This is a genomic window from Vibrio sp. 970 (assembly GCF_033339075.1).
Window position 1 is genome coordinate 1 of sequence record NZ_JAWOTW010000030.1, and the last position, 12,956, is coordinate 12,956.

The following is a 12,956-nucleotide window of genomic DNA, read 5'->3' on the forward strand; positions in this document are numbered from 1 at the left end:
GCGGTAAACGAGTGAGGGAATTTCAGGTAAGATACTTCGGATGAGGAGCAAAAAGGTGGTTTATACTTCCTATACCCTGAGCCAGATGAAGAACAAGACGTAGACGACCCTATTTTGTTCGCTCATGAGCATTCAGACTCAATCACACTCACCAAAGTCGAAAAGCCAGTAGCAGAAAGTGTATATGTCGCTACGCGTAACTCTTACAGCAACAACTTTGATTTAGTTCTTGAATGTATCTTGAATCCTGAAAAATATTACAGCCTATATCAAGGCTCATATGATGGCACTCATGTTCAAGTGATCCTGAATGACTTGGCACTACTACCATCATGTAAGACACATAAATCAGAAATTGGCGACTATGTAACATGCAATGTACTGGAGCTGTTCAAAGGCTCAATAGATGCGTATGGCGCAGAAAGTGAATTTATTGATTCATTCGTGCAACTCGACATTACACCGTACTTAGATAGCACACTGAAAATGGACTACACCGAATTGCAGTTTAGCTACCAGAGCAACGATCTCATTGCATTTTTTGGGAATGATCCATGTTCTTAACATGGATCTCTATAGAATAGGAGAAAATACAATGTCTGATCATATCTATAATTACATCATCGGCAGAATCGACAAAAGCCGTAAAATTATGGTTCTGGTGAACTACGAATCAAGATCCAATCTGGTGACTCAAGCACAGTTAATGAAAGTCCAATTCCCGAACCTCAATACCTTGAGAATGTTCCTGAATGACTTTGAGCCAACGGAAAAACATGTTATCCATTACTCGAAATACAGTAAAGAAATGCCATCAGGTGCAGATGGATATTTCCTATTTTCAGAACATGACCAACAATGGAATATTTTTGATCCAAAAGTTATAAATCGGTTTGTTCACATACACCAAGAAGCACCAGAGTTCGATAACTACCAAGATTATATCTGTTCTTGTGAAGTCAAAAACTCACCTACACTTAAAGCAAAACATAAAAAACAAGCATTTGTGCAGAAGATGATCTTCACTTCATTGGGTTTTGAGCGTTATTGCCATCATTGCAATGGCTATGAACCACTGGATCGCTTTTATTATCATTCTGATACCAAAACCTATGAAGCAGTTTGCAAGCCTTGTTATGTTCCTCATTACAAGCCTTACAAAATGAAAAAACGTATGACCAGTACGGTTGAAGAATATATTTAATCATTAACTAGAACTCAAAAAGATGGGCGAATTCAAACATGAGGTGCGACAGTTTCAAAAGCCATATGATAATCAACAAGCTGAGCAAATTTCTCTAATGGTGTAAGCCAATCTAACGCTTTTCTAGGACGAGTATTCAGTGACATGGCAACTTGATTTAAATAATGCTGATCTGCCTGATTTAAATCAATCCCTTTAGGTAAATATTGCCTAATTAAACCATTCATATTTTCGCATGTGCCTTTTTGCCAGGGTGAATGTGGGTCACAGAAATATACATCTATGCCTAAATCTTCTTCGAGTATTTTATGTTCTGACATCTCACGTCCACGGTCATAGGTCAACGTTTTACGCAGTTCTGCAGGTAAATATTTCAGAGCTTCAGTTAAAGCCTTGCGCACTGATTCTGCCTTTGCATCAGGTAATGTTGCCAAGATACAGAGCCGTGTATTTCGTTCAATAAGTGTTGCTATCGAACTTTTATTGTCTTTACCGTAAGCGTAACGCCAACCACACATTCCAATCCTAACTGATCAACTTTACCCTGTCTGCCATTATCAACTGCCAGGGTAATCATCATGCACCGCACCAAAGAACAATGGTTCGCTTTATTCGCCGAGCAAGCCCAAAGTGGCCTCACCCAAACTGAATTTGCAAAACGTCAGGGCATCATTCCTACATATTTTAGTTATCGCAAGAGACAATTGTTGGCGTTTCAGGATGATGACGGTGGCTTTATTGAGCTGACGCCACAGGGCTTGCAGCTGAATAAATCCATTTTACTACGTAAGCGTGATGTGGAATTGCAGTTTCCAGCCGGCACTGATGTGCTGTGGTTAGCGGCCTTGCTCAGAGCGCTCTGACCATGAAAATGTTTCTTGATGTGCCCCAGGTCTATTTGCATAAACAGCCGGTCGACTTTCGTAAATCTATTAATGGTTTATCGTTGCTAGTTGAGCAAGAGATGCAGCTCTCGCCTTTTAGTGGCGCACTGTTTGTATTTTGCAATCAGCAGCGTACCCGGTTAAAAGTACTGTACTGGGATAGCACCGGGTTTTGCCTATGGTACAAACGGCTTGAAAAAGACAAGTTCCGCTGGCCAAGGCAGATGCCTGGCAAAATCCTGTCTATTAGCGAACAACAGTGGCATTGGCTGTTGCAAGGTGTCGATATTCAAAAAATCACCGCCCATCAGCCACTGCATTACCAGAGTGTGGGCTGATATGACGATCGGCTATAAATCCTTGTGATCGCATCCAAAACAATCTAAATCTTACCAAGCACTTAGCCCAATTGGCCGTTACAATAGCGGCCATGAAAAAGACACCTCAATCCTTACCTGATGATGTTGAACTGCTCAAGAAAATGCTGCTTGAGCAGACGCAAAAGCTTGAGCGGAAACTGGCACAAAAAGATAAACGCATCGCCAAATTAGAGCGGGTTAACCAGCAACTGTCGGACAAGCTGCAGCAATTGCTGGAGCGTTACAACCTGAAGAAGTACCAGAAATTTAGCCCCAGCAGCGAGACCTACGAAGGTGATGGCGAAGTCTTAAATGAGGCCGAACAGCTGATTGAAGACGAGTCAGTAGCGACAGAGCCAGATAATCAGACGACCGAGAGCGCTGAGAAACCCGCCGCTAAGCCACGCCGACCAAGGATTGCCCCTGAGCTGCCGCGCGTTGATGTTATCCATGACATTGACGATAAAACCTGTGCCTGCTGCGGCCATGCGCTGCATAAAATGGGTGAAGAAGTCAGTGAGCAAATTGAATTCGTGCCAGCACAAATCCGGGTGCTGAGAAACGTGCGGCTGAAATACAGCTGCCGGCAGTGTGAGACCAACGGCACCAAGGTCGAGATAAAAATTGCCGATGTGCCACCGGCGGTTATCCCGAAAAGCATGACCACACCGAGTCTACTTGCCCAAATCATCAGCAGCAAAATGCACTATGGCTTGCCGCTGTACCGTCAGGAGCAGTTGTTTAATCAGGCAGGCATTGAGCTTAGCCGTCAAACGATGAGCCGCTGGCTGATAAGCTGTGCAGAGAAACTGAAACCGTTACTGGCGTTAATGAAAGCTGAGCTTCTGAAACAGCCGGTGCTATGGGCAGATGAAACCACGGTTAATGTGCTGGATGTTGAGAAAAGCACCTGCTACATGTGGGTGTATGGCTGTGGCTTAGAGCAAAGTACTGGCCCCAAACTGGTGCTGTTTGATTATCAGGATAGTCGCAGCAGCATACATCCCACCGACTTCCTGGCGGGGTTTGCCGGCTATCTGCAGGTTGATGGTTATGCCGGATATGAGAAAACCCACGCGACCTTAGTCGGCTGCTGGGCACATGCCAGACGTAAGTTCGTTGAAGCACAAAAAGCGCAGGGTAAAGGCAAAACGGGTAAGGCGGATGTGGCCCTTAACCATATCCAGAAACTCTATGCACTGGAGAGTCAATTAAAAACCGTGCCGCCTGATAAGAAATATGACGCCAGACAAACGCTAGCCAAGCCACTGTTAGAACAATTCAAAAGCTGGCTGGATAAATCAAGCGAGAGTGTCACGAAAGAAAGTTTACTGGGAGCCGCTATTACGTATAGCCTGAACCAGTGGCCCAAGCTGATGCGCTATCTGGATGATGGCAGGTTGAATATCGACAACAATCGCGCTGAGCGCGCCATCAAACCGTTCGTGATTGGTCGCAAGGCATGGCTGTTTGCCAATACCAAGTCGGGTGCACAGGCCAGTGCCGCATTGTACAGCTTGGTCGAAACCGCCAAAATCAATGGTCTGGAACCCTATGATTACTTATGCCGGTTGCTGACAGAGTTGCCCAAAGCCAATACCCACGAGCAATTGCAACAACTACTGCCTTACTGATCAACAGCCACACCGCAAGGTGTGGTTGGTGTTACGCTTACTCTTTACCTTTAATTAAATCAGCTTCCCAATGACCCGGTATTTTTCTTTCTTGAACTTCGGCTGGGCGCTCATGAATAGTTTTAATATCCTGTAATATAGAATCTTTTTTAGGTTCACCGTTAGCTTTTCGCTTTTTATTTTCATGACGTAGACAGGATAATAAGTCTTTTTTCAACTCACCCTTTGGTAATGCTCGTATCGTTGAATAAATCGTTGTATGGCTTACATTCATTGTTTGATCCAAATCAGGAAATGTCTTTAAACGCTTTGCTATTTGCTGAGGAGACCATAAACAACGGATCGCTTCAACAATAAATTTCCAGAGGATTGAATCGATTTTGAGTTTTCTGTGACCACGTCTACGTCTAGCGAAGGTGTTATCAGAAGCATATCGAGCTTGATAAACGTCATTGATGCTATTTCTTTTAAGCTCACGATAGATCGTACTAGGATGTCTTTTAATGAGTTCAGCAAATTTTCTGGCTGAAAAGCCTTCTTTTCTTGACTCAAGCATTAATGCAGTACGATCTTCAAAGTTAAGATGATGGTATGACAATTTTATATACTCCATAAACCCTTTAAATTAATTAGGTGGTTTATGTCGCACTTCAAGTTTTACTCTGCCCTCCATTGTTTTCAATTTATCGGATTTCTAAAAACATGAGATATATGTTTCAATAAAAGTTTTTAAGAACTTTATACACCAAATACCAATGCTTCACTTATGATAAAGTGGATTAAAATTGCAGAAAATGGGTAAATCCATAAAAAATGTCAACATCTTCAAATATACAATTGTATTTCAATTTCCGTTGTTTATAGTTGGAACATTTTTTTAAATCTCTACACTCAAGGTTAGATTTATGTCTACTGCTCATAAAAAAGCATCCTTATTGCAAAAAGTCAGTAAAGGACTCACAGTTGGTTCAGTCATTACAGGAAGCACGTTTTTACATGGTCCCCCTGTTTTGGCACTCGGTTTTACCAAGCTGTTTAAAAAATCAAAAAAAGTAGACGAAACCAATATTCAATTGGCCAATAGCTGGATTGGTGTAAACAACCACCTGATTGAAAAGGTGCTGCCAAACCTAAAGTGGGATATGGGTATAGGAAGTTCAACCGCCCTTTTTGGCGAGTCTGGCGGGTAGGAAGCGGCCGCGCAAGCGCCGCTTTGGGCACAGATCGGGCACAGATCGGGGGTTCATGCGTGGGTTTTCGACATCGCGGGGCCACGCAGCGGCTCAGTGCGTAGCCATTTCTCACCGAATCCCGGCACAGGGCCGAGCGCAGCCCTGCGGGGTCGTGGCCGCATCGGATCGGACTCTGGCTTGGCTGCCGGCTGTGTGGCCGGCGCCTCATCACGCGGCGGGCGGCGGGGCGCGCGCTGCGGGCCGGTAGTGCGCTTGCTCCAGCGCGCCGTGTTTCTCGAAGTGGGCGAGGATGGCGCGAATGGCCTTGGGGTCTTCGATGCTGGCGACGATCCGCACCGCGCCGCCGCAGTGGGCGCAGGTGGTGATGTCGATGGAAAAGACCCGCTTGAGCCGTTGCGCCCAGCTCATCGCACGGCGCTTCTGCTCGGGGCTGCGCGGCTCGTCGTGGGCGCTGACGTCCACTGGCGCCGCATCGCCCGCAGGCCGCCTGCCGCGCCCCGAGGGCGTCAGCTGCGCGCGCAGGTTTGCATTCGGGGCGAATACGCCGTGGAAGCGGGTGAGATGCGCGCGTGGCGGCGGGACCAGTGCCGCCAGCTTGGCGATGAAGTCCACCGCATCCCATTCGACATGCGTGGTGCCATTGCGCCACGGCGTCTTGAGCTGGTAACGCACCCTGCCCTGTGGCGAGATCGATAGCCGCTGCTCGCTGATCGCCGGGCGCGTGATGTAGCGGCACAGCTTTTCGAGCTTGTGGCTTTCGTGTGCTTCCGCGGCCACGCCGGCATGCAGCGAGAAGCCGCCGACCTTGCCGGCGTCGCCCTCCAGCGGACCGGCGTCGCCAGGCAGCGTTTGCAGCGTGACGACCTTGCGGCCAGCGTCGCGACCGGTGGCGATGCGGTAGGTCATCGAACTCATCCGCAGCCCATCCATGCCGTCGTCGCTACCCGCGCTGTCGGACAGGAACACGGATTCGTCTTCGCCTTCGAGCCAGCCGCGGCGCGACAGGTGCCGGCACACGCGATGCGCGATGGTGTTGGCCAGTTCCGTCAGTTGCGCCGATGTGGGCGCACGGGTGCGGTGCAGGCGCGGCTTGCGCTGCGGACGCTCGGTGGTGTCCTCGTACACGCCGTCGAGCCACAGCATGTGGAAGTGGATGTTGAGATTCAGCGCGCTGCCGAAGCGCTGGATCAGGGTCACCACGCCGCATTGCGCCGTATCCCGCGGCACGCCGGCCTGATCGGCAAGCCAACCGGCGATCACACGATGCACGATGCCCAGCACCGGGCCGATCGCCTCAGGCTTGCTGGCGAACAGGAAGCGCAACGGGTACGGGAAACTCAGCACCCATTGCCGCACCGGCCGCGGGCCGAACACCTCGTCCACCAGATGCCGCGCCGACTCGGCCATGCGCCGTGCGCCGCAGCTCGGGCACAGCCCGCGCTTCTTGCAGGAATACGCCACCAGCCTCTCGGCACGACAGTGCTCGCAGACCACGCGCAGGAAGCCGTGCTCGAGCACGCCGCAGCGCAGGTAGGTCTCGAACTCCTCGCGCACATACTCGGGCAGCGGGCGGTCTTCGGCCTCAAGACGCGCGATGAAGTCCGGGTAGTGCGCCTGCACTAGCGCGTACAGCAGCGTGCGCTCGGGCAGGTGGCGCGCGTAACGCGCAGCGGCGTGGGCGGCCGGCAGTGGCGCGCACACCTCGGCCTGCCGCCGGGGTGCGGTCAGGCGCGGCACGCAGCGCTCCGTTGCAGGGACGGCTGCTCAGGGTTGCGCCCGCGAGCACGCGTTCATATCGGCGTTTTCTGATCTTCGCGTCAGACATTGCCGCGGGGCGGGTAGGAAGTCTCCCGCCTCGGACGCCAGAACGCACAAAGCCCGGCACGAGGCCGGGCTTTGTGGTCTTGCTTGATGGATCGCGGGGCTTAGAAATCCATGCCGCCCATGCCGCCCATGCCGCCGCCGGCCGGCATCGCCGGCTCGTCCTTCTTCGGGGCCTCGGCCACCATCGCTTCGGTGGTGATCATCAGGCCCGCGATCGACGCGGCGTTCTGCAGCGCGGTGCGGGTGACCTTGGTCGGGTCCAGGATGCCGAACTCGATCATGTCGCCGAACTCGCCGTTGGCGGCGTTGTAGCCGAACGCACCCGAACCTTCGACCACGCGGTTGAGGATGACCGACGGCTCATCGCCGGCATTGGTCACGATCTCGCGCAGCGGGGCTTCCATCGCGCGCAGGGCGATCTGGATGCCGTGGTTCTGGTCTTCGTTCACGCCCTTGATGCCGGCGATCGCCGCCTTGGCACGGATCAGGGCGACGCCGCCGCCCGGGACGATGCCTTCCTCGACGGCCGCACGGGTCGCGTGCAGGGCGTCTTCGACGCGCGCCTTCTTTTCCTTCATCTCGACTTCGGTGGCGGCACCGACCTTGATCACCGCAACGCCGCCGGCCAGCTTGGCCACGCGCTCCTGCAGCTTCTCGCGGTCGTAGTCGGAGGAGGTCTCCTCGATCTGCGCCTTGATCTGCTTGATGCGCGCCTCGATGCCCGCGCCTTCGCCGGCGCCATCGATGATGGTGGTGTTTTCCTTCGACACCTGGATCTTCTTGGCGCGGCCGAGGTCCTTGATGGTGGCCTTCTCCAGCGACAGGCCGACTTCCTCGGAAATCACCACGCCGCCGGTCAGGATCGCCATGTCTTCCAGCATCGCCTTGCGACGGTCGCCGAAGCCCGGGGCCTTCACCGCGCAGACCTTGACGATGCCGCGGATGGTGTTGACCACCAGGGTCGCCAGCGCTTCGCCTTCGACTTCCTCCGCCACGATCAGCAGCGGCTTGCCGGCCTTGGCCACGCCCTCGAGGACGGGCAGCAGGTCGCGCACGTTGGAGATCTTCTTGTCGTACAGCAGGATGAAGGGATCATCCAGGTCGGCCGACATCGACTGCTGGTTGTTGACGAAGTACGGGCTCAGGTAGCCGCGGTCGAACTGCATGCCCTCGACCACGTCGAGTTCGTTGTCCAGGCCGCTGCCTTCCTCGACCGTGATCACGCCTTCCTTGCCGACCTTGTCCATCGCCTGCGCGATCAGGTCGCCGATGTTGGCATCCGAGTTCGCGGAGATCGCGCCGACCTGGGCGATTTCCTTGCTGGTCGACGACGGCTTGGACAGCGACTTCAGTTCGCCGACCGCGGCCTTCACCGCCTGGTCGATGCCGCGCTTCAGGTCCATCGGGTTCATGCCGGCGGCGACCGCCTTCATGCCCTCGCGGATGAACGCCTGCGCCAGCACGGTGGCGGTGGTGGTGCCGTCGCCGGCGTTGTCGGAGGTCTTGGAAGCGACTTCCTTCACCATCTGCGCGCCCATGTTCTCGAACGCGTCAGCCAGTTCGATTTCCTTGGCGACGGAGACGCCGTCCTTGGTGATGGTCGGCGCGCCGTAGCTCTTCTGCAGCACGACGTTGCGGCCCTTCGGGCCGAGGGTCGCCTTCACGGCGTTGGCGAGCACGTTGACGCCGCGCACCATCTTGGAGCGCGCGTCTTCGCCGAAACGAATGTCCTTGGCAGCCATTGCGAATTACCTCGAAAAATTATTCGGATGAGAAATGTGTGGGAGCGACGCGCGATCAGCCGAGGATCGCGAACAGGTCGTCTTCCTTCACCACCAGCAGCTCGACGCCGTCCAGCTTCACTTCGGTGCCGCTGTACTTGCCGAACAGCACCTTGTCGCCGACCTTGACCTGCGGCGCGCGGACCTGGCCGTTGTCCAGCACCTTGCCGGTGCCGACGGCGACGACTTCGCCCTTGATCGGCTTCTCGGTGGCCGAATCCGGGATCACGATCCCGCCGGCGGACAGCTTCTCTTCTTCCATGCGCTTGATGACCACGCGGTCGTGCAGCGGCTTGATATTGGACATGGCAACCTCGGTAAATGGTTGATTGACGTGGAAAAACCCGGCGATTTTAGCAGTCGCGCGAAGCGAGTGCCAAACCGCGGACAACAGAACCGGGCGAACCCGGCATGCCACCGAGATGGGGCGGGCCCGCCGACTTTCAAGGGCCGCACGCGGATGTCCGCCAGGCCCGCCGGATCGGGGCAGCCGCTACCCTATGCCGGTGAGCGCCCTGATCTGCTTCTGCACCTGTCCCGACGCCGACAGCGCCGAGCGCATCGCCACCGCGCTGGTGGCCGAGCGCCTGGCCGCCTGCGTCAACCTCCTGCCCGGCCTGCGTTCGGTCTATCGCTGGCAACGCAAGGTCGAGGCCGCGGCCGAGGTCCTGCTGCTGGTCAAGACCAGTGCCGAGGCCTACCCCGCCCTGCAGGAACGCCTGCGCCAACTGCATCCCTACGAACTCCCGGAGCTGCTCGCGGTCGAAGCCGCGTCCGGCCTGCCCGAATACCTGCAATGGCTGGCCGCCGAGAGCCGACCGGTAAACTGAGCCAATGACCGCATCCACGATCCGCCTGCGCCGCTGGCTGGCCGGGCTCGCCCTGCTGCTTGCGCTGCCCGCGACCTCGGCCGTCGCCCAGGACTTCGAACTGCCGCCGGTCGACGAGGTCTTCGTCCTGTCCGCGCAGGCCACCGCGCCGGACCGCATCGAGGTGCGCTGGCGGATCGCCGACGGCTATTACCTGTACCGGCACCGCACCTCGGTCAAGGCCGATGCCGCCTTCACCGGCGCGACCATGGCGCTGCCGAAGGGCAAGGCCTACCGCGACGAATTCTTCGGCGACGTCGAAACCTACCGCAAGGAATTGCTCGGCACCCTCACCGGCACGCCCGCGGCCGGCGCGAGCGCGACCACCCTGACCGTGAAGTACCAGGGCTGCGCCGATGCCGGCGTGTGCTACCCGCCGCAGACCCGCACCCTGAAGGTCGCGTTGCCGGGCGAAGCGGGCGCTGGCGGCTTCGGCTGTAAGGCGCGCGGGCTGCATGATTATGTCGTCAAGAACGGCTCTGCCGATCATCCCAACGCCGAGGTGAAATTCGCACTGGGTGATGTGGTCAACACCATGATCGGCTGCACTAATGGTGAAACGATCATGCTGTGCCACGACACCTCGCTGCCGCGCCCCTATTCTCTCGGCTTTCGGGTGCAAGGCACCGAGGGGCTGTGGATGGACGTCAACAAGTCGATCTATCTGGAGGGCAAGAGCCCACAGCCGCACCGCTGGGAGCCTGCCGAGGGCTGGTTTGCGAAATACGATCACCCGCTATGGAAACGCTACGCCGATCTGGCGGCAGGGGCCGGGCATGGCGGGATGGACTGGTTCGTGATCCACGCTTTTGTCGAGGCGCTGAAGGCCAAGGCCCCGATGCCAATCGACATTTACGACGCGCTGGCCTGGAGCGCGATCACGCCTCTGTCGGAACAATCGATTGCTGAGGGCAATCGCACGTTAGATTTTCCCGACTTCACCCGAGGGCAGTGGCGCACCCGCAAGCCGATCTTTGCGCTGAACGACGCCTATTGATCGACGCGATTTAGGCCAAGCGCACCGCAAAGGCGAAATTGGTAATCTTGTCGGTATCCTTGACGCCCGGCGCGCTTTCGACGCCGCTGGAGGTATCGACCAGCGGCGCTCCGGTGCGCGCAATCGCCTCGGCAACATTCGTCGGATTTAGCCCGCCTGCCAGCCCCCACGGCAAGGCACCGCGATATCCGGCCAGCAGCGACCAGTCGAACGCCAACCCCATGCCGCCGGGCAGCGCGCCTTTGGGGGTCTTGGCGTCGAACAAGATCAAGTCCGCCGCCCCGGCATAGGCTGCGGCGCGTGCGACATCGCTGGCGCTGGCGACGGGCAGCGCCTTCCACACCGGCTTGCCAAACCGCGCGCGCAACTGGGCCACGCGTTCGGGCGATTCCGAACCGTGCAGCTGCAGCGCGTTCAGCTTGGCTGCCACCAGTGCGTCGGCGATGACAGCATCATCCGCATCGACGAACAAACCGACCATGGCGATCTGGCCAGCTGCGCGCGATGTCAAAGCGCCCGCGACATTCGACGTAACCGCACGGGGCGACGCTGGATAGAACACCAACCCGGCATAGTCCGCCCGCGCCGCGATGGTCGCATCGAGCGCCTCGGGTGTGCTGATCCCGCAAATCTTGATTTTCGCGGGCATGCGGTCAGTCGGGGTTCTGGATCAGCCGCACCAGCGTGCAGTCGGGATCGATCAGGTAGCCGATCCTCAGGCCGCTCGCCTCCAGTTGCGGAGCTTTGAAGCGCGGCCAGCCGGTGCTTTTTTCCTCGGCTCCCGCCGCGTTCACCAATGCCACCATGGCATCGAGATCATCCAACCGCAGGCAACAGCCGAACGAGCTCGTAGCTGGGTCGAGGTCAGGATAGGGGAAGAATTCGAGCTGCAAACCGCCGCGCTGCAGGATCATCCAGCCGCGATCCTTCCAACTCGTCGCAAAGCCCAGCTTCGCATAAAACGCCTCTGTCACATCGAAATCGCGCGATGGCAGATTGGGGGTGACGTGGTCAGCCATGGCTCAGCGCAGCTTGTCGGCCATGCGGGCCGTATGAGTGATTGCGGCGCGGCTATCGGGGGCGGAATGGCTCATCACGATCATGCTGGCCTTGGGGAACGCCGCACCAAACGCGCGCGCTGACGCGGCGTAGTGCTCAGTGTCGGCATCACCGAGATTGCCGAGCGACTTGGCCTTGCTGTCCTTGATCAGGCAGCCACCAAAAGCGATGTCGGTGCCGTCGATCCCAACGGTGATATTGTCACTGGTGTGGCCGGGGCCGGGGTAAAATACCTTGAGCGGGCCAAAGTTGGGCGCGGTTGCTGGTTCGACCCAGCCATTGGCGGCGAAAGTCAGGCTGTGTTGCGCCGCAACCATCCCCTCTTGCGGGGCAAGCTGGTTCGACAACGCATTGGCATAAGTCGCAATCCCCGCCGCATGCAGCGCGTCCATACCGCCCATCTTGTCCTGATGCGCGTGAGTCACCACCGCCAGCGCGACCGGCAGGTTGATCTCCTGCTTGATCCAGTTGAGGATCTGGGCGGTCTGGTCATCGGTCCAGGCGGTATCGACCACCAGCACGCGGCCGCCATCCCTGACGATCAAACCGTTGGAAGCGACTGCCCCGAAACCCGGCATGTCGAGATAGGAAGTGTGCTGCCAGACATTCGGTGCGAGCTGGCGGAAAACCAGATCGCCAAACCGTTGGTCGCCAGTTTCCATTTGCTGGCCAATCGTCGGGCGGATTTCACCGGGCATGCACCCGCTCAGCATCAATGCAGCGGCTAATGCGGTGCTCAGCTTCGCGACCGGGTGCATAATATTGGGCAATTCCATCAAGTTTTCCTTTTATTCAGCATTAAAAACCCCGCAAATGCGAGGCCTAGTAAATAGATGATCTTAATTTGGTTCACTGTAGCAAAAATATGGGGCGAATTCAAACATGAGGTGCGACAGTTTCAAAAGCCATATGATAATCAACAAGCTGAGCAAATTTCTCTAATGGTGTAAGCCAATCTAAGGAAGGTGAGAACAAGTACCCTCCACAACAAAACTGAAAATTTTAGTCGATTTAATTCAAATGCTTACAAAGGCGTATTTTTGTACTTGGTGACTTATTCGCACCTTCCCTAACGCTCTGGTTCTGAAATCCATCCCTGTCGGTGTTGCTTATGCAGTCTGGTCGGGACTCGGCGTCGTCATAATTACAGCC

The 12,956-nt window shown here is 55.8% G+C and carries 14 protein-coding genes and 3 pseudogenes; 9 read left to right on the forward strand and 8 right to left on the reverse strand.

Going from position 1 to position 12,956, the window contains the following annotated elements; translation table 11 throughout:
- Positions 1-114: 114 nt before the first annotated feature.
- Together R7Q11_RS23750 and R7Q11_RS23755 are read left to right on the forward strand one after the other, a co-directional pair.
- A complete protein-coding gene (locus R7Q11_RS23750) occupies positions 115-564 on the forward strand; it encodes a hypothetical protein (RefSeq protein ID WP_197712034.1) in 450 nt (149 codons plus the stop codon).
- A gap of 31 nt (positions 565-595) precedes the next feature.
- On the forward strand, positions 596-1,204 hold the full coding sequence (locus R7Q11_RS23755) for a hypothetical protein (RefSeq protein ID WP_024160765.1): 609 nt from the start codon (positions 596-598) through the stop codon (positions 1,202-1,204).
- A gap of 32 nt (positions 1,205-1,236) precedes the next feature.
- Here R7Q11_RS23755 and R7Q11_RS23760 read toward each other — a convergent pair.
- Positions 1,237-1,698: pseudogene (locus R7Q11_RS23760) on the reverse strand (IS30-like element ISAba125 family transposase); the annotation flags it as partial.
- Between the two features lie 84 nt (positions 1,699-1,782).
- Here R7Q11_RS23760 and tnpA point away from each other — a divergent pair.
- From tnpA to R7Q11_RS23775, 3 genes are all read left to right on the forward strand, one after another.
- On the forward strand, positions 1,783-2,067 hold the full coding sequence (gene tnpA / locus R7Q11_RS23765) for an IS66 family insertion sequence element accessory protein TnpA (RefSeq protein ID WP_000555098.1): 285 nt from the start codon (positions 1,783-1,785) through the stop codon (positions 2,065-2,067).
- Positions 2,068-2,069: 2 nt separating this feature from the next.
- Positions 2,070-2,426, forward strand: a complete 357-nt coding sequence (gene tnpB / locus R7Q11_RS23770; protein WP_000781558.1) for an IS66 family insertion sequence element accessory protein TnpB — start codon at positions 2,070-2,072, stop codon at positions 2,424-2,426.
- Between the two features lie 92 nt (positions 2,427-2,518).
- Complete coding sequence (locus tag R7Q11_RS23775) at positions 2,519-4,081, forward strand: IS66-like element ISAba24 family transposase (protein WP_109883205.1); 1,563 nt, start codon at positions 2,519-2,521, stop codon at positions 4,079-4,081.
- Between the two features lie 40 nt (positions 4,082-4,121).
- Here the strand turns inward: R7Q11_RS23775 and R7Q11_RS23780 are convergent.
- Positions 4,122-4,694: pseudogene (locus tag R7Q11_RS23780) on the reverse strand (IS30-like element ISAba125 family transposase); the annotation flags it as partial.
- Positions 4,695-4,986: 292 nt separating this feature from the next.
- Here R7Q11_RS23780 and R7Q11_RS23785 point away from each other — a divergent pair.
- Positions 4,987-5,271: a hypothetical protein gene (locus R7Q11_RS23785; protein WP_015056391.1), complete on the forward strand. Its 285-nt coding sequence runs from the start codon at positions 4,987-4,989 to the stop codon at positions 5,269-5,271.
- A gap of 210 nt (positions 5,272-5,481) precedes the next feature.
- On the opposite strand, the gene R7Q11_RS23790 is transcribed toward R7Q11_RS23785, so the two are convergent.
- The 3 genes from R7Q11_RS23790 to groES form a co-directional block, all read right to left on the reverse strand.
- Positions 5,482-6,975 (reverse strand): IS91 family transposase, encoded by a 1,494-nt coding sequence (locus tag R7Q11_RS23790; protein ID WP_043907034.1) that lies wholly within the window; start codon positions 6,973-6,975, stop codon positions 5,482-5,484.
- Positions 6,976-7,199: 224 nt separating this feature from the next.
- Positions 7,200-8,840: a chaperonin GroEL gene (groL, locus tag R7Q11_RS23795; RefSeq protein WP_004201176.1), complete on the reverse strand. Its 1,641-nt coding sequence runs from the start codon at positions 8,838-8,840 to the stop codon at positions 7,200-7,202.
- Between the two features lie 55 nt (positions 8,841-8,895).
- A complete protein-coding gene (gene groES, locus R7Q11_RS23800) occupies positions 8,896-9,186 on the reverse strand; it encodes a co-chaperone GroES (RefSeq protein ID WP_004201172.1) in 291 nt (96 codons plus the stop codon).
- 193 nt (positions 9,187-9,379) lie between these two features.
- On the opposite strand from groES, the gene cutA reads away from it, so the two are divergent.
- The gene (gene cutA, locus R7Q11_RS23805) at positions 9,380-9,709 is read left to right on the forward strand and encodes a divalent-cation tolerance protein CutA (protein WP_004201171.1); all 330 of its coding nucleotides are present in this window, start codon (positions 9,380-9,382) and stop codon (positions 9,707-9,709) included.
- Positions 9,710-9,713: 4 nt separating this feature from the next.
- Entirely contained in the window at positions 9,714-10,745 is a 1,032-nt protein-coding gene (locus tag R7Q11_RS23810) for a protein-disulfide reductase DsbD domain-containing protein (RefSeq protein WP_004201169.1), read from the forward strand.
- A 10-nt stretch (positions 10,746-10,755) separates the two neighbouring features.
- On the opposite strand, the gene R7Q11_RS23815 is transcribed toward R7Q11_RS23810, so the two are convergent.
- From R7Q11_RS23815 to R7Q11_RS23825, 3 genes are read right to left on the reverse strand one after another with little or no spacing between them, the layout of a single operon-like run.
- The gene (locus R7Q11_RS23815) at positions 10,756-11,394 is read right to left on the reverse strand and encodes a phosphoribosylanthranilate isomerase (protein WP_004201168.1); all 639 of its coding nucleotides are present in this window, start codon (positions 11,392-11,394) and stop codon (positions 10,756-10,758) included.
- Between the two features lie 4 nt (positions 11,395-11,398).
- On the reverse strand, positions 11,399-11,764 hold the full coding sequence (gene ble, locus R7Q11_RS23820; protein WP_004201167.1) for a bleomycin binding protein Ble-MBL: 366 nt from the start codon (positions 11,762-11,764) through the stop codon (positions 11,399-11,401).
- Positions 11,765-11,767: 3 nt separating this feature from the next.
- Positions 11,768-12,580, reverse strand: coding sequence for a subclass B1 metallo-beta-lactamase NDM-1 (locus R7Q11_RS23825; RefSeq protein WP_004201164.1), 813 nt, complete (start codon positions 12,578-12,580; stop codon positions 11,768-11,770).
- A gap of 298 nt (positions 12,581-12,878) precedes the next feature.
- On the opposite strand from R7Q11_RS23825, the pseudogene R7Q11_RS23830 reads away from it, so the two are divergent.
- Positions 12,879-12,956: pseudogene (locus R7Q11_RS23830) on the forward strand (SMR family transporter); the annotation flags it as partial.

Excerpts from the sequence above, each read along its gene's own strand:
- R7Q11_RS23775 (WP_109883205.1), top strand. The coding sequence starts at position 2,519 with ATGAAAAAGACACCTCAATCCTTACCTGATGATGTTGAACTGCTCAAG.
- ble (WP_004201167.1), bottom strand. The coding sequence starts at position 11,764 with ATGGCTGACCACGTCACCCCCAATCTGCCATCGCGCGATTTCGATGTG.
- R7Q11_RS23810 (WP_004201169.1), top strand. The coding sequence starts at position 9,714 with ATGACCGCATCCACGATCCGCCTGCGCCGCTGGCTGGCCGGGCTCGCC.
- tnpA (WP_000555098.1), top strand. The coding sequence starts at position 1,783 with ATGCACCGCACCAAAGAACAATGGTTCGCTTTATTCGCCGAGCAAGCC.
- groL (WP_004201176.1), bottom strand. The coding sequence starts at position 8,840 with ATGGCTGCCAAGGACATTCGTTTCGGCGAAGACGCGCGCTCCAAGATG.
- R7Q11_RS23815 (WP_004201168.1), bottom strand. The coding sequence starts at position 11,394 with ATGCCCGCGAAAATCAAGATTTGCGGGATCAGCACACCCGAGGCGCTC.
- R7Q11_RS23785 (WP_015056391.1), top strand. The coding sequence starts at position 4,987 with ATGTCTACTGCTCATAAAAAAGCATCCTTATTGCAAAAAGTCAGTAAA.
- R7Q11_RS23825 (WP_004201164.1), bottom strand. The coding sequence starts at position 12,580 with ATGGAATTGCCCAATATTATGCACCCGGTCGCGAAGCTGAGCACCGCA.
- R7Q11_RS23755 (WP_024160765.1), top strand. The coding sequence starts at position 596 with ATGTCTGATCATATCTATAATTACATCATCGGCAGAATCGACAAAAGC.
- tnpB (WP_000781558.1), top strand. The coding sequence starts at position 2,070 with ATGAAAATGTTTCTTGATGTGCCCCAGGTCTATTTGCATAAACAGCCG.
- groES (WP_004201172.1), bottom strand. The coding sequence starts at position 9,186 with ATGTCCAATATCAAGCCGCTGCACGACCGCGTGGTCATCAAGCGCATG.
- cutA (WP_004201171.1), top strand. The coding sequence starts at position 9,380 with ATGCCGGTGAGCGCCCTGATCTGCTTCTGCACCTGTCCCGACGCCGAC.